General features: G+C 69.7%; 19 protein-coding genes. 14 read left to right on the forward strand and 5 right to left on the reverse strand.

Annotation, left to right across the window (positions count from 1 at the left end):
* Nucleotides 1–40: 40 nt before the first annotated feature.
* Complete coding sequence (eccD, locus tag AB0I59_RS01560; protein WP_358128948.1) at nt 41–1,477, forward strand: type VII secretion integral membrane protein EccD; 1,437 nt, start codon at nt 41–43, stop codon at nt 1,475–1,477.
* Between the two features lie 105 nt (nt 1,478–1,582).
* Here the strand turns inward: eccD and AB0I59_RS01565 are convergent, their stop codons facing one another.
* Nucleotides 1,583–2,332, reverse strand: a complete 750-nt coding sequence (locus tag AB0I59_RS01565) for a hypothetical protein (protein WP_358128951.1) — start codon at nt 2,330–2,332, stop codon at nt 1,583–1,585.
* Between the two features lie 174 nt (nt 2,333–2,506).
* On the opposite strand from AB0I59_RS01565, the gene AB0I59_RS01570 reads away from it, so the two are divergent.
* The gene (locus AB0I59_RS01570) at nt 2,507–3,691 is read left to right on the forward strand and encodes an RNA-guided endonuclease InsQ/TnpB family protein (RefSeq protein WP_358128954.1); all 1,185 of its coding nucleotides are present in this window, start codon (nt 2,507–2,509) and stop codon (nt 3,689–3,691) included.
* Between the two features lie 119 nt (nt 3,692–3,810).
* On the opposite strand, the gene AB0I59_RS01575 is transcribed toward AB0I59_RS01570, so the two are convergent.
* Complete coding sequence (locus AB0I59_RS01575; RefSeq protein WP_061253361.1) at nt 3,811–4,119, reverse strand: hypothetical protein; 309 nt, start codon at nt 4,117–4,119, stop codon at nt 3,811–3,813.
* Between the two features lie 276 nt (nt 4,120–4,395).
* Here AB0I59_RS01575 and AB0I59_RS01580 point away from each other — a divergent pair, with 276 nt between their 5' ends.
* The 10 genes from AB0I59_RS01580 to AB0I59_RS01625 all read left to right on the forward strand — a co-directional run bounded on the left by AB0I59_RS01580 (nt 4,396) and on the right by AB0I59_RS01625 (nt 12,063).
* The gene (locus tag AB0I59_RS01580) at nt 4,396–4,917 is read left to right on the forward strand and encodes a YbaB/EbfC family nucleoid-associated protein (protein ID WP_358128957.1); all 522 of its coding nucleotides are present in this window, start codon (nt 4,396–4,398) and stop codon (nt 4,915–4,917) included.
* 142 nt (nt 4,918–5,059) lie between these two features.
* Nucleotides 5,060–5,509, forward strand: coding sequence for a hypothetical protein (locus tag AB0I59_RS01585; RefSeq protein WP_061253363.1), 450 nt, complete (start codon nt 5,060–5,062; stop codon nt 5,507–5,509).
* Nucleotides 5,510–5,677: 168 nt separating this feature from the next.
* Complete coding sequence (locus AB0I59_RS01590) at nt 5,678–6,004, forward strand: WXG100 family type VII secretion target (protein WP_061253364.1); 327 nt, start codon at nt 5,678–5,680, stop codon at nt 6,002–6,004.
* A gap of 33 nt (nt 6,005–6,037) precedes the next feature.
* Nucleotides 6,038–6,352 carry a WXG100 family type VII secretion target gene (locus tag AB0I59_RS01595; protein ID WP_061253365.1) on the forward strand — a complete coding sequence of 105 codons (315 nt, stop codon included), beginning with the start codon at nt 6,038–6,040 and terminating at the stop codon, nt 6,350–6,352.
* 113 nt (nt 6,353–6,465) lie between these two features.
* The gene (locus AB0I59_RS01600) at nt 6,466–6,867 is read left to right on the forward strand and encodes a hypothetical protein (RefSeq protein WP_358128961.1); all 402 of its coding nucleotides are present in this window, start codon (nt 6,466–6,468) and stop codon (nt 6,865–6,867) included.
* Between the two features lie 24 nt (nt 6,868–6,891).
* A complete protein-coding gene (locus AB0I59_RS01605; protein ID WP_358128964.1) occupies nt 6,892–8,367 on the forward strand; it encodes a WXG100 family type VII secretion target in 1,476 nt (491 codons plus the stop codon).
* A gap of 25 nt (nt 8,368–8,392) precedes the next feature.
* Complete coding sequence (locus AB0I59_RS01610; RefSeq protein ID WP_061253368.1) at nt 8,393–8,929, forward strand: hypothetical protein; 537 nt, start codon at nt 8,393–8,395, stop codon at nt 8,927–8,929.
* A gap of 8 nt (nt 8,930–8,937) precedes the next feature.
* The gene (locus tag AB0I59_RS01615) at nt 8,938–10,194 is read left to right on the forward strand and encodes a hypothetical protein (protein WP_358128967.1); all 1,257 of its coding nucleotides are present in this window, start codon (nt 8,938–8,940) and stop codon (nt 10,192–10,194) included.
* A gap of 24 nt (nt 10,195–10,218) precedes the next feature.
* The gene (locus tag AB0I59_RS01620) at nt 10,219–11,298 is read left to right on the forward strand and encodes a hypothetical protein (RefSeq protein WP_358128970.1); all 1,080 of its coding nucleotides are present in this window, start codon (nt 10,219–10,221) and stop codon (nt 11,296–11,298) included.
* A gap of 36 nt (nt 11,299–11,334) precedes the next feature.
* A complete protein-coding gene (locus AB0I59_RS01625) occupies nt 11,335–12,063 on the forward strand; it encodes a WXG100 family type VII secretion target (protein ID WP_358128973.1) in 729 nt (242 codons plus the stop codon).
* A gap of 45 nt (nt 12,064–12,108) precedes the next feature.
* On the opposite strand, the gene eccB is transcribed toward AB0I59_RS01625, so the two are convergent.
* The 3 genes from eccB to AB0I59_RS01640 all read right to left on the reverse strand — a co-directional run bounded on the left by eccB (nt 12,109) and on the right by AB0I59_RS01640 (nt 17,550).
* Entirely contained in the window at nt 12,109–13,527 is a 1,419-nt protein-coding gene (eccB, locus tag AB0I59_RS01630) for a type VII secretion protein EccB (protein ID WP_063818614.1), read from the reverse strand.
* Between the two features lie 148 nt (nt 13,528–13,675).
* Nucleotides 13,676–16,051: a protein kinase domain-containing protein gene (locus AB0I59_RS01635; protein ID WP_358128976.1), complete on the reverse strand. Its 2,376-nt coding sequence runs from the start codon at nt 16,049–16,051 to the stop codon at nt 13,676–13,678.
* Between the two features lie 344 nt (nt 16,052–16,395).
* A complete protein-coding gene (locus AB0I59_RS01640; protein WP_061253373.1) occupies nt 16,396–17,550 on the reverse strand; it encodes a S8 family serine peptidase in 1,155 nt (384 codons plus the stop codon).
* A 244-nt stretch (nt 17,551–17,794) separates the two neighbouring features.
* On the opposite strand from AB0I59_RS01640, the gene AB0I59_RS01645 reads away from it, so the two are divergent.
* Together AB0I59_RS01645 and AB0I59_RS01650 are read left to right on the forward strand one after the other, a co-directional pair.
* Nucleotides 17,795–18,253 carry a beta/gamma crystallin-related protein gene (locus AB0I59_RS01645; RefSeq protein ID WP_358128979.1) on the forward strand — a complete coding sequence of 153 codons (459 nt, stop codon included), beginning with the start codon at nt 17,795–17,797 and terminating at the stop codon, nt 18,251–18,253.
* A 415-nt stretch (nt 18,254–18,668) separates the two neighbouring features.
* Complete coding sequence (locus AB0I59_RS01650; protein ID WP_061253375.1) at nt 18,669–18,941, forward strand: WXG100 family type VII secretion target; 273 nt, start codon at nt 18,669–18,671, stop codon at nt 18,939–18,941.
* The last annotated feature ends 10 nt before the right edge of the window (nt 18,942–18,951 follow it).

The raw sequence follows: 18,951 nt of genomic DNA on the forward strand, positions 1-18,951 counted from the left end.
CTATGTTCGCCTTGTTCGGTGATCCGTACGAGGAGGACGTGTGACTTCGCTGGCCGCCCATGAGCCGATGCCACAGGGAGCCCTTGCCGCGGCGGGCGCCCGGCTGCCAGCGCTGTGCCACGTCACGATCGTCGGACCGCACAGGCGGGCCGATCTCGCGCTGCCCGCGGACATCCCGTTGCCGCACGTCATGCCCGGCCTGCTGCGCGCGCTCGGCGAGGTGGACGGGGAGTCGGCCGCCGCGCCGGGCTGGGTGCTGCAACGGCTCGGCGGCACCCCCTTCGACATCGGGCAGAGCCTGGGGGCACTGGGCGTCCTCGACGGCGAGGTGCTCTACCTCCGCCCGCGCGAGTCCGTACTGCCTCCGGCGATGTTCGACGACGTGGCCGACGTGGTCGCCACCGGCGTGAAGGAGGGCCGGGGCACGTGGAGCGGCAGGCACACCCGCCTGCTCGGGGTGGGCGCCTCGTGCGCGCTCCTCGTCGCCGGGGCCCCGGCGCTCGCGCTCTCCGGGGCGGCGCCGGCCGTGGTCGCGGTGGTCGCGGGCGTGCTCGCGGTCATCCTGCTGGGCGCCGCCACCTCGATGTCCCGGGCGGTGGGCGACTCCACCGCCGGGGCGGCGATCGGCTACGCGGCGTTGCCGTACGGGTTCCTGGCCGGGCTGCTCGCCCCGGCCGGGCCGGCCGGGCTCGCGGGGCTCGGCGCGCCGCACCTGCTCGCCGCGCTCGCCTGCACCGCCCTCGTGGCCGCGCTCGGCGGCGCGGCGGTCGCCGACGGCGTGCCCGGATTCCTCGGCACCGCCGTCGCGTCCGTCGTGGGAGCGGTGAGCGCCGCCGTCGTGATGGTGTTCGACGTGCCCCCCGCCGGGGTCGCCGCGGTCGCCGTGTCGGTCCTGCTGGCGTGCAGCCCGTTCATCCCGGCGCTGGCGTTCCGGCTCGCCCGGCTGCCGCTGCCCTCCATGCCCACCACGGCCGAGCAACTGCGCGCGGACAACGACCGGGTGGACAGCGCGGCCATCCTGGAGCGGACCGGGCAGGCGCGGCGTTACGCGACCGGGCTCATCGCGGGGATCGCCGTCGCCGTGTTCGCCGCCCAGCCGCTCCTCGTGCTCGCCCATGGGTGGATCGCCCCGGTGATGTCCTTCGTGTTGTCGCTGACGCTGGTCATGCGGACGCGGGTCTTCCACGGCGTGTCCCAGCGGCTCTGGCTGACCGTCTCCGCCCTGGCCGGGATCGTCCTGCTCGTGCTCACGCTGAGTACACGGGCGGGCGGAGTCGGGGCGATCGCGATCGTGATCGGGCTGCTGTGGGTCGCGGCGATCCCGGTGAGCCTGGGCCTGTGGTTGCCCTCCGGCCGCCCGTCCCCGTTCTGGGGACGCGCCGGGGACATCGTCGACGTCGTGCTGACCGCGGCGCTGTTCCCGCTCGCGCTGGGCGTGATGGAGGTCTACACCTGGATCCGCGGCCTGTCCGGCTGATCCGTTACCCGGCCACGGGCTGGTCCGTCGCCTGTCACGGCTGACGCGCCCGCCCGGGTTCGTTCGTCCGTGCTCCGTTCCGTGCGTCCGTGCTCCGTTTCGTGCCTACTGCCCGTACGGCAGGGGCACGTCGCGCTTGGGGGCGACCCAGTCGAAACCGGCGGTGGACGGCGGCAGGGTCCCGGCCTTGCCCGGCTCGCGGAAGGTCGGGTTGCCGGCCACGTCGATCGTCGCCTTCGTGAAGTCGATGGCGGCGACACCGGTCGGCTCGACGTTCCGCAGTTGCATGTCCTTGCGCCACAGGTAGCCGAGGATGTACGCCGCGCCGCCGAGGTAGGCGAGCAGCGCCTTGCCCCACACTGCGAGGATCTTGTCGGCCATCTGGATCAGCGCGCGTATGACGAGCTGTGCCTGGGCGCCCGCCGGGGTGAACCGCAGCGCCGCGGCGGAGGCCATCGTGGAGAGCAGCGTGGCCGAGAACACGAACATCGCCCACCCGAAGTCGCGGAACGTGGCTCCGATCTCGTCGAGCAGCCCGCCCGTGTCGGTCACCATGCCCCGCAGGACCTCCAGCTTCGACTGGAACGTCACGACGGCGTCCTCGAACGCCGTCTGATCGTCGGCGATCCAGGTGTTCCTCGACTCCGTCAGCATGAGAGCGAGGAGCCGCTTCGGGCCGCCGTCCAGCTCGCGCGCGACCGCGAGCCAGTTGTTGGCCACGTGGATGATCGCCTCATCGTCGATCAGCAGGTTCTCCACCAGCGTGAGCGTGAGGAGCCCCGCTCCCGCGAGGATCTGGGCCCGTCTCAGGTTGCCGATCGCCTCGACGGCGGGGACGCCCGCGTGCTTGCCCATCAGAACCTCCCGAGGGGACTGTCGCCTTCAGGCGATGGGGGAATCGGGGCGGGAGGGCCGTCAAGGCCCGATCGTGTAGTGACCTGCCGGGGCCGCATGTCAGGGTTCCTTCCGGGTTTTGTCGGCGCATGCCGATAGCGTGGCGGTCTGATTACCGAGCGTGGGGGGGTGGGTGTGCGTAGGTCGTATAAGTTCCTGCTGCGCCCGACCCGGCATCAGCAGATCGCGCTCGCCGCCTGTCTTGAGGATCATCGGCAGCTCTACAACGGGGCGTTGGAGCACCGGCGTACCGTCTACCGCAAGGGAGGCGTCACGGTGCGGTACGGCGATCAGTCGGGGGAGCTGACGCACATCCGGTCCGATGACCCAGGCGGGCAGGGCCGGTGGTCGTTCTCCTCCCAGCAGGCCACCCTGCGCCGTCTCGACAAGGCGTTCGCCGGGTTCTTCCGCCGAGCCAAGGCCGGGGGCAGGCCGGGGTTTCCGCGGTTCAAGGGGCGCGGCTGGTTCGACACCGTGGAGTGGCCGAAAGACGGTGACGGCTGCCGGTGGGACTCCCAGCCCGACCACCCCACCGCGACCTACGTTCGCCTTCAGGGCATCGGGCACGTCCGCGTCCATCGGCACCGTCCCGTGCTCGGCAGGGTGAAGACGATCGGCGTCACACGGGAAGGCGACCGCTGGTATGTGGTCTTGTCCTGCGCTGACGTGCCCGCGATGTCCCTGCCCGTCACGGGCGCTGCGGTCGGCCTGGACATGGGTGTGGCCTGGTTGGTCACGACCAGCGACGGGGAGCACCTGGCCAACCCGCGTCACCTGGAAGCATCCGCCGGACGTCTCGCGGCGGCGCAGCGGGACCTTGCCCGCAAGAAGCGCGGGTCCACGCGCCGCCGCAAAGCCGCCGCCCGTGTCGCGGCGCTGCACGGCACGGTCCGCCGCGGGCGGTTGGACGGCGCACACAAGGCCGCGCTCACCCTGGTCCGCGCCTACGACGTGATCGTGCACGAGGACCTGCGGATCGCGAACATGACCCGCAGCGCCTCGGGCACGATCGAAGCCCCTGGCCGGAACGTCGCACAGAAGTCCGGCTTGAACAGGTCGATCCTGGACGCGGGTTGGGGGGTGTTCCTGACGATCCTCGCGCACAAGGCTGAAAGCGCCGGTCGAGAGCTGATCGCGGTGAACCCTGCCAACACCTCCCGCACCTGCGCCCGTTGCGGGCACTGCGCGAAGGAGAACCGCCCCACCCAAGCCGAGTTCGCGTGTATGGCGTGCGGGCATACCGCGCACGCCGACGTGAACGCGGCTGTCAACATTTTGAGGGCAGGGCTTGCCCTTCGCCAGGCTGCGGAAGCGGCTTAGCGAGAAGCCGCTCCCTTCAGGGAGCGGAGGAGTCACGTCGTTCAGCCTTTCCGTGGTCGGGTGCCGTGAGTGCGTTCAGGTGCCGTGAGTGCCGCGATGCCGTGTGTGTGCCGCCGCGATCAGACGTACGTGACGGTGCTGGCGTCCTCGGCGGTGCGCCAGTTGGTCGCCGCGGTGTCGAGCTGGTCCATCCACTGCCGTACGGCGCCGATCGCGTCGGCGAGGTGCTCGCGTGCCCTCGTCACGGCTCCCTCGTAGGTGGGCAGGATGATCGCGCTGCCGGACATGCCGAGGTCCCAGGGCCCGAGGACCGTCTCGTCCACCTGCCGCCGCCTGGTCTCGAACTGGGGGATGACGTCCTCGGAGAGGCGGTCACGCAGGTCCCTGATGCCGTTCGAGGTCACGTACCTGTCCTGGTTGCCGCTCATCGCACTGTCCGTTTCACTGGCGGGCCGCTGGGTCCGGGCTGGTGATGGAGGCGGGGCGTCGGTGTCGTACCGGCTGCCGGGGCCTCGATCGGATGAGGGGGAGACATGTGATCTCACTATCACCGCGCATGCCGCCGGCGCGACGCGTCGTACGGCGTTCGCCCAGGTGGGAGCCATCTGTTCACGCCGGGTTCGATCCGCGGCCATGCGGCGCTGGAACCCGGTTCACCGCCTGATGATCAACTCGCGGTGCGATACGACCGAGAGGGGGCAGGGATGTTCGACTTCGATCCCGCGACGGTGCGCCCGGAGGAGATCGACCGGATCATCCGGCAGGCGGATCGTTCTCTCCGGGATCTCACCGACGCCATGGAACGGCTGGGCGAGGTGACCGGCGAGGGGGACGCCGCGGGTGGCATGGTGCGCGCCGTCGTGGACGGCGAGGGCATGATCCAGGGCGTACGGTTCGATCCCCGCGTGATGCGGCAGGACAGCGAGACCCTCGCCGAGGCGGTGGTCGACGCCGTACGGGCCGCGCAGGGGGACGCCCGCCGCAAGACCGCCGAGGTGCTGGGCCCGGTGCTCGGCGAATCACCGGGGGACTCACTCCGGAACCCATCGGACGGCGTGCGCGCCGAGCCGTCCCGTGGCGCGGAGGAACAGGGCGCTCGCCCGACGGACCGGGCGTCCGACATCGAGCGGACGCGACAGCGGCTGGAGCGGATTCAGGACTCCTTCCTCGAGTCGATGGAGGGCCGGATGGCCGGCCTGGAGCGGTTCCGGCGCCGCTCCGGCTGAGTCCGTGCTGTCCCGCGCCGACCCTCCCTTTGCGGCCGGAAGTCCGGTGCTCGTGCGCGGCGGTGAGATACGTTGCTCCAAATATTGCTATATGCGAATTGCGGGATGAGACGGGCGGCCGCCTCGAAGAACGGAGCAGCGGATGACGGGATTCGGCGACTTCGCCAACATCGACATCGAGCAGTTCATACAGCGCGGCGACCGGGAGGTGGCGCAGATGCGCGAGTTCGAGAACGCCCTGTCGTCTCTCGTGGGGCGGGCGCGGGACGAGGACGGCCTGGTCTCTGTTGAATACACCTCCGTGGGCCTCGGCGAGCTGGAGCTGCACCCCAAGGCGATGCGGCTCAGCTCCGGCGAGCTCGCCGAGAAGATCAAGGCGACGATCAAGGAGGCGGGCGAGGACCTGCAGCGCCAGGTGATGGAAGCCTCCGAGGAGACCTTCGGGAAGGACGGCAACCCGATGAAGCTGCTTGAGGACCCCGGCGCGATAAGTGACGGCGTCGCCGCGATGACGCAGAGCTACAACAGGACGTTCGAGGACGTCATGGGCGAACTTGAGCGAATCAAACGCCAGCTCGATGACAGCGCGTGACCGATTACGGACATGCTGACCAAAGTTTACCCATCTGTAATGTACATACCTGTTATCTAGGTGGATCTTGACGATTACGATGCCGGTTGGTGATGTTCGCGCGGGATGTCCCTTGATATGCGGGGGCATTGCGGGCCACAACTGGCCTTATGTCACGGAGGTGACAAAATGTCGCAATTCTTTGGTGCGAGCCCGGCCCAGATCAAGATCGCATCCGGCCATGTCGTCGACACGGCTCAGTACATCGAGGGTCTCCGGGCGGGTGTCGAGACGACGGCGAACGGACTCCTGGCCACGGGATGGATCGGGCCGGCGGCAGGCGTGTTCCGGCGGGCGATGACCGCGTGGAACGACAGCATGCGAGTCGTCCGAGACGACCTCGACCAGATCGCCCAGACGATGGGCGCCAACGCCGTCGTCTACGACGCCGCCGACCAGGACGTGATGGCCGGTGTCGGCCGTGTCGAGTCGCTGATCAACGTCGACATCAGGTGACCGGATCCCAGCCAGGCAGGAACGGAGAGCGCAGTGTCCGCTGAACTCGACTTCACGAAGGTCAACTTCGGCCAGATGGAGCTGGCCCAGAGCGACATCATCAACATCCTCAAGTCCTTCGAAGAGGCCACGGCCAATCTGATCACCAAGCTCCAGCAGGACCTCGCGGGTCACTGGGACGGTGACGGCGGCGCGGAGGCGTTCTTCAGGGAGCACCAGCAGAAGTGGGACGCCCAGGCCACGCAGATGAGGGGTCAGCTCGACGAGATCCAGCGGGCCATCCAGATCGCCAACGAGAACTACAAGGCGGCCGAGGCGCGGAACAAGGCCATGTGGGTGAACGGCTGACCTGCCGCGACACATGGGGAGCCCGTCCGGTCATCGCCGCCCCGCGGTGACCCGGCAGGCCCCTCCGCGTACGGCTCGGCGACGCGCGTCGCGCGTCCAGGCGGGGGAGGGACATGACCCAGAAGGACGCCGTGGATGGCGGCGGTGGCGACACGTTCCAGGTCGACCCGAAATGGCCGGGCCTCGACGGTGACGTGCCTCTCAAGTACAGCGTCTCCGACATCCGGAAGGTCGCCGAAGACCTGCGGGCGTATCTCGCGGGAACGGAGGGGCCGGCCTACGCCGAGGGCTACACGACCGGCTCGCTGAGCAGCGTCGAGGGCAACTGCCGCATCAACGCGGCGCAGATCGGCACGTGGACCGACGCGCGGGCCCTGGCCGACACGGTCGGCCCCGGCGGCGAGAAGTTCACCGACGCCTATCGACGGTTCCACGAGGCGTATGTGGCTGTCATCGAGGCGATGGAAGTCAGCGCCTCCGTGTACGAGAAGACCAACCCGCCGAACGAGGGCTGACCGGAACGTCGGAGAAGGATCGTTGTGGGTAACGACAGGCAGACCTTCGTGATCAAGGCGACCGCGCCTCCTCCTGGCGAGAAGGTGACCGCGTCCGTCGACGAGATCGCCGAGTGGATGCGGAACACCGATCCGACGGCGGTGGAGAACGCCGCCTTCGCTTACGGGAACGCGGCCGGCACGGTCAAGCTCATGGCCGACGCGATCGAGGCGCGGGCGAAGAGGCTCTCCGAGGCATGGCAGGGCCCGGTCGCCGCCGACGTCCAGAAGGCGATGCAGTACCTCAGCGCGGCCGGCACCGAGCTCTTCGACAAGATGGACGAGATGGCCCGGGCTCTCCGGCTGTACAGCCAGCTCCATCTCCCCGAAGCGAAGGCCAAGATCCAGCAGATCCAGATCGACCTGCAGGCCGAGCTCCCCTGTTGCACTCCGCCGGCGAACCCGTCAGGGACGAGCACGCGTCCGTCCCTGACGGACACCACCGGTCAGTCGAGTCCTCCCGTGGCCCAGTCCCCCTTCGACGGGACCGGCGGCGGCTCGACCGGAATTCCCCGGTCGCTGACCCCGCAGACCGGCATCAAGAACGAGGCCACCTACCAGCTGGCCAAGGCGTACGCGGACGGTGAGGCCCGGAAGGTCCTCAACACGCTGAACGAGCAGATCGTCGAGGTCTACAACCTGCACGTCCCGCAGTACGTGACCTACGAGCTGCCCAAGGTGGAGCCAGAGAAGGGCGGCCCCGCTCCCCAGCAGAAGGTCGACTACGGGGACACGCCCCCGTACACCGGTGGGGCCGGTCCGTCCGGGAGGGACCCCGGCGGCACGACCGCCGCCGCGTCCTGGGGGAATTCCGGCGGCGCCGACGGCTCGGGCAGCGGCTCCGGCTCCGGTGGGTCGGGGGCGGCGGGTACGGGTGGCGACCCCTCTGGCGGTGCCACCGGGAACGACGGGACGGGGGGCGACACCACTCCCGACACCCCCGCCGACAGCGGTGACGGCACGGGTGGTGACAGCGGGAGCGGTCCGGGCGGCACCGCCGCCGGCGGTGACACGGGCGGCTCGAACGGCGGAACGGACGCGGGCGACGGCACCGCTCCACCCGTGATCGGGCAGGACGGCGCGTCGGCGGGAAGCGACTCCCAGAGCACAGAAGTGGCCGGCGTCTCCGACCCGCCGGTCACGACGCCCCTCTCCACGGACCCCGGCAACGGCGGCTCCGTGACTCCGGGCAACGTCATCGGTTCGGTGAAGGGCCCGGGCGCGGTCGCGCCGGGCGTGCCGTCGATCCTGGGCGAACCCGTGTCAGGCACAGGAGTGATCGGGCAGCCGAACCTCACCGTGCCCCGCGGACCGGCGAACGGCTCGATGATGCCCTTCATGCCGATGGGTGGGGCGAGCGGAGCGGGCGACTCCTCGGGCGAGGAGCGAACGACCTGGCTGACCGAGGAACGGGACGCCTGGGACTCCAGCCATCGAGTGATCCCGCCTGTGATCGGTTGACTCCTAACAGACCAGGGAGGCGCGCATGGCGCTTGAGTACGACGCCGACTGGCCCGGCCTGACCGACGAGAACGACGCCGGCGGCTCGGGCAATCCTGAGCTGAACCGCACGGAGATCAAGCGGATCGCCCATGATCTGCGGACAGTGCTGGACACGCTGATCACACCGACGCCCGTTCAGGCCACGCAGGCGGCGTCCAAAAAGGGGAGCACTCCGCCGGAGCTCCCCGGCCCGCCGTCAGGGGCCGGGTCGCTGCCGGACCTGCGACGGGAGTGCAATCTCACCTCCAAGGAACTCGGGGGAGGAGGGTGGCTGACCGCCGAGGAGTTCACGATGTCGATGAAAATGGCGTACGGCAACCTCCTCGGCGAAGGCACGATCACGCGCGGGGGGACCGGGAGCGGCGCCCAGGAGGGCGGAGACGGCCTTAAGGCCGGAAGCGGCACCTACGCGAGCATGGTCATGCAGGCCGACCTCACGATTCAGACACTGCTGAGCATGGTCGAGAGCTATGACGTGGCGGAACAAGCCAACGGGGCCGAAGCCCCGCGTGAAGCCTGACGGAGTCCATGATGGCCGAACCGAAGCAAACGCGTGTCGATCTCAAGCTCGGGGACACTCCGACCACGGAAGTGCCGCTCCCGCTCAACTTCTGGACCTCCCTGGGGCACTCCAACATCGACACGATCAGGAAGTGGATCGACAACACCAACCCGTTCCAGGTGCGACGGGCCGGGCAGTACTACTGCGCCGCCGAGACCCTGCTCAACGACTTCGCCGCGGACGTCAAGCGGGCCGCCACCGCGTTGGCGGAGCAGAACAAGGGGACGGTGGCCGTCGAGACGCAGAAGCAGTTGCGAAGCCTGCACGCGAGCGTGCGCGAGCTCGCCACCAAATGCGGCAAGGTGGGCAGACCGCTGCAGGACTACGCCGCGACGCTCGAATGGGCGCAGCAGAACGTCGTGCTCGGCAGATACCGGGACTCGCGATCCGACAACGACATCGACTGGGCCGACGTCACTCCGTTCTACGGGATCTATCGGGCGGAGAAACGCGCGATGAATCACCTGAAGAAGGTGAACGCGCGGATCGTCGAGCATTACGCCGCGCTCCCGGAGGATGTCCAGCAGGCGCTGCCCAATCCGGACGACATAGGTCTCCCGCCGTTCGAGCCCACGGGGTTCGATCCGGACAAGCTTCCGGGCTTGACGGCCGGGAACCAGAACGGGAAGCTTCCCGGATTCGACGCGCCGGGGGACCTACCGTCCGGCCCGAACGGATCGATTCCGAATCTGGACGGCACGACCGGACAGGGGCTCGACCCCGGCGACCTGGGATACGGCGGACCGGACACTGACGGGCTGTCTCCGTCCGTCGTCGGCGATTCCGGAGCGGATCTCTCGGGCGTCGGAGGGAACGGCGGAACCGTCCCCGGCCTGCCGGGAACGGGTACCGGGACGGGGGCGACCCAGCTGGCCGGATACAACGGCTCGGGGACGCTCACACCTCCGGGAACGTCGCTGACCGGTCCCGCCGGTTACGGCACCTCTGGCATGGGCTCCTCCGGTCCTGGCGGCGTCGGGTCCGGCTCCTCGGGAATCGTCCCGGCCTATGGCGGCATGTCCGGCAGTGGGACGGCGTCCACGCGTACGGGTGCCCGTGGCACGGGGACCGGCCGGCTGGGCGCGAACGGCATGATGATGGGCCCGGCGCGTGGTGGGGAGGGCCGCGAGGAGCAGGAGGATCGTGAGAACACCACCTGGCTCATGGAAGACGACGAGGTCTGGGGCGACAGTGGCGGCACCATCCCCCCGGTTCTCGGCTGACCGCGACGGAGGAACGGCAGTTCTATGACAGGTTCATCCGAGAACGCGAACGCGAACGCGAATGCGAATGCGAACGCGAACGCCTCGGCCCAGACGGGCAATCCCGCGGCGACCGCCTTCCAGATGCCGGATGTCAGCAGCCAGTGGGCGGTCAAGTTCAACAAGGACAAGTTGCACACTCTGGCCAACGAAGTAGGCAACGAGCGGTCGTTGGGAGCGTTGGAGACGCTCGCCTCCCAGACCAGCTCGATCGGTATCGGGTTTCCTGCTTTCAGCGCCATAGGTGTCGGGCTCGTCATCACGCATCAGCGGGCCAGGGACAGTGCGGCGAAGTCCCTGGAAGCCGGCGTGAAGGTGCTCGAATCCTGGAAATCGGCCATCGCCAAGGCGGCCGACAACTACCACGAGGCCGAAAAGGCGTCGACGGTCAAGGAGGAGAAGGAGGAACCGCCAGGCCCCAAGATGCCCTCGCCCAACATTCCGGATCCGAACGCGATTGATCCGAACGCGATTGATCCGAACGCGGTCGATCCGAACGCGATTGATCCGAACGCGATTGATCCGAACGCGGTCGATCCGAACGCGGTCGATCCGAACGCGATTGATCCGAACGCGGTCGATCCGAACGCGATCGATCCGAACGCGGTCGATCCGAACGCGCCCGGTACAGGTCTGCCCGATACGAACATTCCCGGCTCGGACCAACCGGGGCTCGACGGGAACGGCAGTGGGGTGAACCCGTCCTCGCCGGATCTGAGCGGACTCGGCAATCCGACCTCGCCGGTGACCACTCCGACGAACCTCGCCGGCTACACGCCGAGCGGCACACAGGTCCCGAACGCCGGTTCCTGGACGGGGGACGGCCCCGGAGCGGGTTCCTCCGGCGGAAGCGGCACGTACGGGGGAGCCGCCGGATCCGGTGCCGCCGGGGGAAGGTCCGCCGGGATGAACGGCACGGGCGGCATGCCGTTCATGCCGATGGGGGGCGCCGCCGGAGCCGGCCAGGACCGCGACCGTGAGAAATCGACCATGCTGACCGGCGACGAGGGGGACTGGGACGACGACGGTGACGTCGCGCCCTCAGTCATCACCCACACGAGCTGACCGCTTCCGTCATCCGACTTCGAGAGGACCCCTGTCGTGTACGAGAGTGACCGGGCGATGTTCATCGCGGCGGCGAGCGAGGCTGCGGGCGCCGCCGTCATCCTCGGCACCCCGGTCGCCAGGAGGATCGCCCTGCTGATCGGCATGCTGATGGCCAATCCCGGTGGCATGGCGAAAGCGGCGTCGGAGTGGCGTAGTGAGGGGCAGGGGCAGGACCCCAGGACCCTCGAGAATCTCGTGCAACATCTGAAGGACCAGCGGGATTTGATCGTGAAGCAAGAAGGCTGGTCCGGCAGCGCCTTCGACACGTTCAACGAGACCCTGGACGATTTCGTCGAGTCGCTGAACAAGCTCAAGACCTTCCGGGAAGGGGCGGCGGGCTCCCTGGAGCAGACCGCGCAACTCTTCCATTGGGTGGCCGTCTGCCTCTTCTGGCTCGCGCAGATCATGAGTGTGCTGGTCACCTGGCACCTGATCGGCATCGTCTGGGTCAACGCCAGGGTTGCGATCAAGGCAGCGATCGATGTCGCGCTTTTCACCATTTGGGAGGGCCTGAAGGGCATCGTCACCAACAACAAGAAAGTCATCCTCGTGGTCGGTGCGGTGCTCGGCCTGGTGAACGCGTACAGCGCGACGCAGGCGAAGCTGATCCCCGTGCTGCAGGCGATCCCCACGGACGCACCCCACCTGGAGCAGGCGCAACTCCAATACGACTCGAACGCGGGGGTCCGTGCGAAGATCTCGATGGCGGGCATCGACCTGTGAGACACCGCTCCCGCCATGCGGCGGGAGCGGTGTCCTCGTCGCGGGTCACTGGCCGTACTGCAGGGGCTTTCTGGCGGCGGCGGGGTCGAGCGCGGGGCCCTCGGGGATCAGGTGGAGGATCTGCGCGGGCACCGGTGTGACATCCGAGAGCTCGTAGCCGAGGTTGGCGAGCAGGTCGGCGGACTCGACGGCGAACGTGCGCCCCTGGTCGGTGATCAGCGCGTAGCTGTGCACCGCCGACAGTTGCCCGTCACCGGGCAGCAGGCCGGCCACGGCCGCGCCGCCGGGCGGGAGCAGCACCTGGTCGAAGTGCTCCTGGTCGCCGCTCGTCGGGGGGACCGGGATGTCCATCCGGCTGCCGATCGTGAGCCGGGCCCGGGCCGACCCGGTCTGGCTGTCCGCGTAGACGGCGCACAGCGGCGCCGACACGTCGGGTGTCATGATCTTCGGCATCTCGGTGGGCAGGCCGACGACGGCCATGCCGGTCTTCGACACGGGGGCGGTGTTCGCCGTGGCGGCGTCGATCTCGATGGGCTTCACCGGCCGCCTGCCGTACACCTTCTTCTTGCTCTCGGGGTCCTCAAGCAGCAGGCTCGCCTGGAGGATGGAGATCGGAGCGAGTCCGTCGTCTCGAAGGACGTACCACCGGGCGGGGCTCCCGGCCATCGCGGGAACCGTGAAGACCTGGCCGACCACGGCGGCCCCGCCCTCGGGGCCGCGCACCTTGCGTCCGCGGCCGGGGACGTCCGGGCTGCGGAAGTCGGGGCCCTGCGGGATGGCGTTGAGCCACGCGGCCGGCACCTTTCTGGCGGTCTCCCCGATCAGGCCGCGGGCGCCCTCGCCGGTGACCCGCATCCGCTTGTCGCCCCAGATCATCCAGTCCTGCCGGCCGTCCTCGACGATCATGGCGTCGCCGCCGATCTCCCGGCCTCCGACGTCCCTGCCGCCCACCAGGGTCACGTACGACGTGTGTGATCCGGCGGCGTCCGTCACTTCCGTCACGCAGGCGGACCAGGGGCCCTTGACCAGCTTCTCGGGCACGGGGAGGGAGTCGGGCGCTCCGGGGATGCCCACGAGCGGGCCCCGGTTGAACTCCGCGAGCGACGCCGCCGACACGTTGCGCACGGTCACGTCCGCGCTGTCGAGCAACAGCCGCGCCGAGACGTAGTTGGCGACGGGGATCAGCGTGTCGCCGGCCTCGCTGTAGATGTAGGTGGCGCCGCTCTCCTCCTCGACGAGGAGTTGGCCGGGCTCGGTCAGGCTCGTCGCGCCGCCCGGCTTGAGCAGGCCCCAGATCCCGAAGACCGCGAGGACGAGCACCGCGAGCAGGACTCCCGAGAAGGTCGCGACGCTGTGCCTGCGCATCGGTGACTCCGGCACGTCCGGCTCCGCCTGCAGCAGGGCCATGCCCAGGCGCTGCATCATGAGCCGATGCGCCTGGTAGAGATCCTTACGGGTCTGCATCCCAGTCCGTTCTTCCGGTGTGGTGATCAGGCGAGGTCAGGCGGTCGGCGGGCGAGCCGGGCCAGGACGACGCTGAGGCGCGGCGGCCACGATCATCGTGGCCGCCGCGCCTCAGGCGGGATCCTTCGCGCTCACCCCCGACGGGAGATCACCCGCAGTTCGCCCAGTCGCGGCTGGTGCTGCCGGAGTCGCTGCCTCCGGAGATGCGCACGCACTTGCCCTTGCCGGACAGCATCACCGGACCGGCGTAGTACTTGAAGGACCCGCTGTCGGTCGAGGAGCCGCCGCCCTGGACCTCAAGCGTGGCCCAGACCTTGGTGTCCTTACCGACGTCCGCCGTCTTCATGGCGACCACGCAGTTGTACCCCGAGGAGTTGCTGTAGAGCTGGTAGAGCGTCCCCCCGTTGAAACCGGCCGACCGCTGGACGTAGAAGCCCGACCCGTGACCGCCGGAGTTGCAGACCTGCTGCGGCGTGTACGGGTTGTTCACCGGGGCCACCGGCTTGGCCGGTTCGGGGTCCGGCTGCTTGGGAGGCGCCGTCGTCTTGGTCGGCTCGGGCTCCGGCTCGGCCTTCTTGGTCGGGGTCGGAGCCTTCGTCGGTGTCGGGTCCGGCTGCTTGGGAGGCGCCGTCGTCTTGGTCGGCTCGGGCTCCGGCTTCTTGGTGGTCGGGTCGGGCGCCGGTGTCGTGGGGTCCGGAGTCGGCTCCCGGGTCTCGGTGGGCTTCTCGGTGGGCTTCTCGGTGGGCTTCTCCGTGGGAGAGGGGCTCGGGCTGGGCTTCGGCCGGCGGGTGCGCGTCGGCTGCGCGCTCGCCGTGGGCGTCTCCGTCGCCGCGGGCGCCGAGGTGGCCGTCGGCTGCGTGTTCGGAATGGCGGGCGGCGAGATCGGAATGTCCGGAATCGGCGCGGTGGCATCGGGCGTCGGCGTCTCGGACACCCAGTCGGTGGGCAGCGTCAGCGGGAACACGCCCGTCGCCTCCGGGTCGGGACTGTTCGCCCACGGGACGGTCACCTGGGTCTGGGGCTGCTGCCTGCCGGCCGTCCCCGTGGACGGGATGGCGTCTCCCGGGCCCGCGGTGCCGTGCTTGCCTCCGGCCGACCCCTCGGCCGCCGTACGGTCGAACGACTGGGTGCTCGAGTAGTGTCCGGCGGCCCACACGCCGCCGACGGACAGCGCGAGGACGGCGGCCAGGGACGCCGCCAGCCCGATGGAGGGTGTCTTACGCCGCGGCGCGCCCTGGTCGGGGACGCCGGGCCCGCTGACGGCTCCCGGTACGGGCGGGGCCTGGTTGGGCATCGGGGGCGCCGCCCACAGCGGTGCGGTGGGCTGCTGCTGCGGAGGCCCCTGCCAGACCTGGCCGGAAGCCGCCACGGGGTTCGCGTGCGGGCCGGGAGCCGGCGGCACGGCGCCGGGGGGCATCGGGGGCGCTCCCCAGAGCGGTCCGCCGTCGGGCCCGTGGAACTGCTGCGGGCCGTGCTGCTGGGCCGGGAGGACGACACCGGCCACGGGGGCGCCGGGCACGGCGACCTCGGTGGACGGCGTCGCGTCGTCCTCGCCGAGTAGCCGCAGCATCGCGTTCCGCGCGGTGGGCCGGGCGGAGGCGTCGGGGGACAGGCAGGCGAGGAGGATGCGTCGCAGCGGCTGCGGAACGTCATCCAGAGTGGGCGTGCCGGCCGGTCGGTCGCCGCCGGCCGCGTCCGCGCCTTCGGCCGGGTCACCGGCCATGGCGGCGGCGATGTCCCGGACGTTCACGGTCGTCTCGGGCGAGGGGTCGTCCGCGCCCGGAGCGGGAGCGGCGGGGGCGGCTTGCGCGTCGGCCACGGCGGCGGCGATGTCCCGGACGTTCACCGTCGTCTCGGGCGACGGGTCGTCCGCGCCCGGAGCGGGAGCGGTGGGAGCGGCGCCGGTCGGGGCGGACGCGCCGGGGGCCTGTCCGGTCGCGGCGTAGACGATGGACGCCGCCCAGGAGAAGAGGTCCGACCGGGCGTCGCCGGGCTCGCCGCGCACCTGCTCGGGGGCGCGGTAGGCGCCGACGGCCTCTCCCAGGCCGATGTCGGACACGCGCGGGCCGTCCGTGCCGATCAGGATGTTGTCCGGGGTGAGGCCCCGGTGGACCAGGCCCGCGGCGTGGATCGCGGTGAGAGCGGTGAGGGTGCCCAGGGCGACGCGCTCCAGGGCGTCGGCCGCGAGCGGCCCGCCCTCCCGTACGGTCTCCTGAAGGGACGACCCCGCGACGTACCCGCGCACCAGGTACGGCTGGTCGCCCACCCAGCCCGCCTCCACGGGCGGGACGGCGTGGGATCCGGACAGTCCCTTGGCCTCGGTCAGCTCCTGGACGAGCCGGTCCCTTGCCTCCGCGTCGGCGGCCGGCTGGGCGTGCATCACCTTGACGACGGACGCCGCCGCCTCCGGAGAGGGGCGTCCCAGATAGGTGACACCTCGGGGACCTTCACCGAGCCGGCCGAAGAGGGCATATCCGCCTACCTGCTCTGGATCACCAGGAAGCAGGGGGTTCATCTCGCCCATCGAACGTCCTTCCGGGGAGGTATCAGCTCAATAAGAGCGGTCATGATCACGTCACATTCAACCAAAAATGCCCCGACCACATCAGCTGTTTTTGGTGTCTATTTGACAAACGTCAACTGTGAGTGGCGAATCCGCTATGTCGGAGTGTGGCTGCTTTCATCCGCTACGGGGATTCGGACGTGTCGGCATAGCGGAGGACCGTTCGGTGAGGCGCGCGGCCGCGTCGCCGGATGACCTGCTGGGAGGCTCCGGTCGGTCGGCCGCTCGCAACGGGCACCGTGGCGTGTCCGCCGGCTCCGCCGGCTCCGCCGGGCCCCCGGTGCCTTCAGGGCCGCGTGCCCGGGTCAGGAGCCGGTCTCGCCGCCCGGACGCCATCTCCTGCGGCGGCCCAGCGGCACGACCACGGCCAGTGTGACGGCGAGAGCCGCCGCGCCGAGCGCTCCGCCCGCCACGGCCGACGCCACACCGATGGCGTGATCGTCCGGTGGATCGGCCTTGGCGATCGCGGCCTCCGTGAGCGACGCGGGCTGCTGGGGCGCCACCGCGACGACCTCCGAGGGCAGGATCGTCGTCACGGCCAGCCGCGGGTTGACGATGCCCGCGCCGCTTCCCTTGCCCTTCGTGCCGTCGGCGCTCAGTTCCACGCGCCGCCGTACGCGGACGTTGTCCAGCTCGGGATAGCGGGCGCGGACCAGGGCGACCACCCCCGAGACGTACGCGGTCGCGTGGCTCGTGCCCTCCAGATCATTCCGGTACGTTCCGCCGGGCCAGGTGCTGGTGAGGGCTTGGCCGGGGGCGAGGACGGCCACCGGCGTGCTGGTGTTGGAGAACGAGGCGATGGTGTCGTCCGGGGTGGACGCCCCCACCGCGAGGACGCCCGGGTAGGCCGCCGGGTACGCGGGCGAGGACGTGCCGTCCTCCTTGGTCACGTTCCCGGCGGCGGCCACGATCACGGCGTCCTTGGACAGCGCGTATCCCACCGCCCGTCTCAGGTCCATCCGGTCGACGGCCCTGACCGAGACGTTGATCACCTGGGCGCCGAGATCGGCCGCCTTGGCGATCGCCCTGGCGAGTAGCGCGGGATCGCCTCGCTCCGCGTTGGTGTGCTTGATCGAGATCAGCCGGGCGTCCGGTGCGACACCGGCGAAGGGGCTGCCCTTGCGTTCGGTCCCGGCGATGATGCCGGCGACGCTGGTGCCGTGACCGAGGCAGTCCTGGGTGCCCGTTCCGGTGAGGTCGACCGACTGGGCCACCTTGAGTTGCGGATGCTTGGCGTCCACACCGCTGTCGACGACGGCGACCGTGACGCCACGCCCCCGGGTGAGGGGCCACACGGAGGTGAAGCCGAGCCTGCGCTGCGCCCACGGCTCGCTCAGCGTGAGGCGGCCCGGCCGGGACGGGGCGCAGGTGTCCCGCCTGGCGGCGTCCGCGGGCGTGGGTGTCGCGGTGATCAGCACCGGCAGCGCCAGCACGATCGCGGCAAGACCTCGAATGATCATCGGCGAGCCCCCACAGCAGGTGATCCGGCGGGACAGACTAGTGCGGTAGCAGCTTGGGTTTGTCCTGTTTCGTGGTGACACGCCGTTCGAGGTCGCACTGTGACATCCGCCCGACCCTCAAGCCAGAAGGTCGAGCGAGCCTCCGTAGCTTCAAATGGGCTTCAAACCCGGCATAAGTCGCAGACAAGATGCGATCGGCAAGCTCCTCTCAGACACCGAAGCAACCGATCCCCTGAGAGGAATCATGTCTCGAATCAACATGCGACTCGCGCTCGCGACCATCGTGTCCACGGCGGCGCTGGGCGTCTTCGGGGCCGCAACCCCTGCTCAAGCAACAGACGACGAGTATCACACCCTGGTCTTGCACGACGACGCGGGATACGAAGGCTGGGTCGCGGTCCTGCGAAAGCTCGTGTGGCACCCCGAGATTGGAGCACAGGGCCTATGGGTGTGGACCCCGACCTCCGAACCAGACCTCGGCAGCTTCAGTGACAAGACGAGCTCCCTGTCCAATGCCGACTGGATGGCCTGGGTCGTGTACGACGACAAGAACTACCGCGATCGCCACTACTGCATTCGTCCCGGCGAAACGGTGCCCAACCTCAGCTCGTCGCGGTGGAAGTTCAACGACAAGATCTCCTCAGCTCGGCGGCTGGACACCGCCAGCTGCGCCGGATACCCGGCGTTCTACAGCACCAGCTGAGAGGCGGCCGGGGCCGCCCGCCTACTGCTGACTCTCCGGTGGCACTCACGAGTGATCCTGGCCGGCGGCCTGCCGCATCCGGGTCGCGGGGAACCATGCCTCACACAGGTCTGGCTCCCCGCGGCCCTTCGGCCTGTGGACCCGCCGCACCAGGGCCGGTCACCCCGCCGCCGCATCGCCGGTGAGGCCGCGACGCCGACAACCCACGCCTACACCGGATCGTGAAGAGGGCGAACCTGACACGGCACTGGTGAGAACCCCGTCGTCCGGCCGGAAGGAGAACGGCATCCCGTGTGATCCACATCCGTTCGGAATACTCCTGACCGCCTTCATAACCAGTCGGCATAACACCTTTACAAGGACGGTATGTGATCTACGGTGAGGGCGCCCGAACTGTCGACGAAGGAGCCACTGAATGAGTAACAACCTGCTCGGCGGCGACCCCGCGGAGATGCAGAGCATGGCCGCACAGTTCACTCAGCAGGCCGACCAGGTTCGCGCCACGATGGCCAGTCTCGACCGTGAGGCGGCCAAGGTCGGCACCGCCTGGACGGGGCCGGGCGCGCAGCGTTTCAACGAGGCATGGCAGAGCTACCGGTCGGCCTTCCAGCGCATGTCCGAAGAGCTCAACGAGGCGTCCCGGGTGATCAACGCCTACCGCGGCAACATCGAGTCCGCGACCAGGTAACCGATCCGCC

The organism is Microtetraspora glauca, assembly GCF_040656155.1.
GTDB classification, from domain to species: Bacteria; Actinomycetota; Actinomycetes; order Streptosporangiales; family Streptosporangiaceae; genus Microtetraspora; species Microtetraspora glauca.

What these genes read in the sequence shown, in the direction of transcription:
- AB0I59_RS01580 (WP_358128957.1), top strand. Translation starts at nt 4,396, where the DNA reads ATGTTCGACTTCGATCCCGCGACGGTGCGCCCGGAGGAGATCGACCGG.
- AB0I59_RS01615 (WP_358128967.1), top strand. Translation starts at nt 8,938, where the DNA reads ATGATGGCCGAACCGAAGCAAACGCGTGTCGATCTCAAGCTCGGGGAC.
- AB0I59_RS01650 (WP_061253375.1), top strand. Translation starts at nt 18,669, where the DNA reads ATGAGTAACAACCTGCTCGGCGGCGACCCCGCGGAGATGCAGAGCATG.
- AB0I59_RS01590 (WP_061253364.1), top strand. Translation starts at nt 5,678, where the DNA reads ATGTCGCAATTCTTTGGTGCGAGCCCGGCCCAGATCAAGATCGCATCC.
- AB0I59_RS01620 (WP_358128970.1), top strand. Translation starts at nt 10,219, where the DNA reads ATGACAGGTTCATCCGAGAACGCGAACGCGAACGCGAATGCGAATGCG.
- AB0I59_RS01635 (WP_358128976.1), bottom strand. Translation starts at nt 16,051, where the DNA reads ATGGGCGAGATGAACCCCCTGCTTCCTGGTGATCCAGAGCAGGTAGGC.
- AB0I59_RS01645 (WP_358128979.1), top strand. Translation starts at nt 17,795, where the DNA reads ATGTCTCGAATCAACATGCGACTCGCGCTCGCGACCATCGTGTCCACG.
- AB0I59_RS01610 (WP_061253368.1), top strand. Translation starts at nt 8,393, where the DNA reads ATGGCGCTTGAGTACGACGCCGACTGGCCCGGCCTGACCGACGAGAAC.
- AB0I59_RS01640 (WP_061253373.1), bottom strand. Translation starts at nt 17,550, where the DNA reads ATGATCATTCGAGGTCTTGCCGCGATCGTGCTGGCGCTGCCGGTGCTG.
- AB0I59_RS01585 (WP_061253363.1), top strand. Translation starts at nt 5,060, where the DNA reads ATGACGGGATTCGGCGACTTCGCCAACATCGACATCGAGCAGTTCATA.
- AB0I59_RS01575 (WP_061253361.1), bottom strand. Translation starts at nt 4,119, where the DNA reads ATGAGCGGCAACCAGGACAGGTACGTGACCTCGAACGGCATCAGGGAC.
- eccB (WP_063818614.1), bottom strand. Translation starts at nt 13,527, where the DNA reads ATGCAGACCCGTAAGGATCTCTACCAGGCGCATCGGCTCATGATGCAG.
- AB0I59_RS01565 (WP_358128951.1), bottom strand. Translation starts at nt 2,332, where the DNA reads ATGGGCAAGCACGCGGGCGTCCCCGCCGTCGAGGCGATCGGCAACCTG.
- AB0I59_RS01600 (WP_358128961.1), top strand. Translation starts at nt 6,466, where the DNA reads ATGACCCAGAAGGACGCCGTGGATGGCGGCGGTGGCGACACGTTCCAG.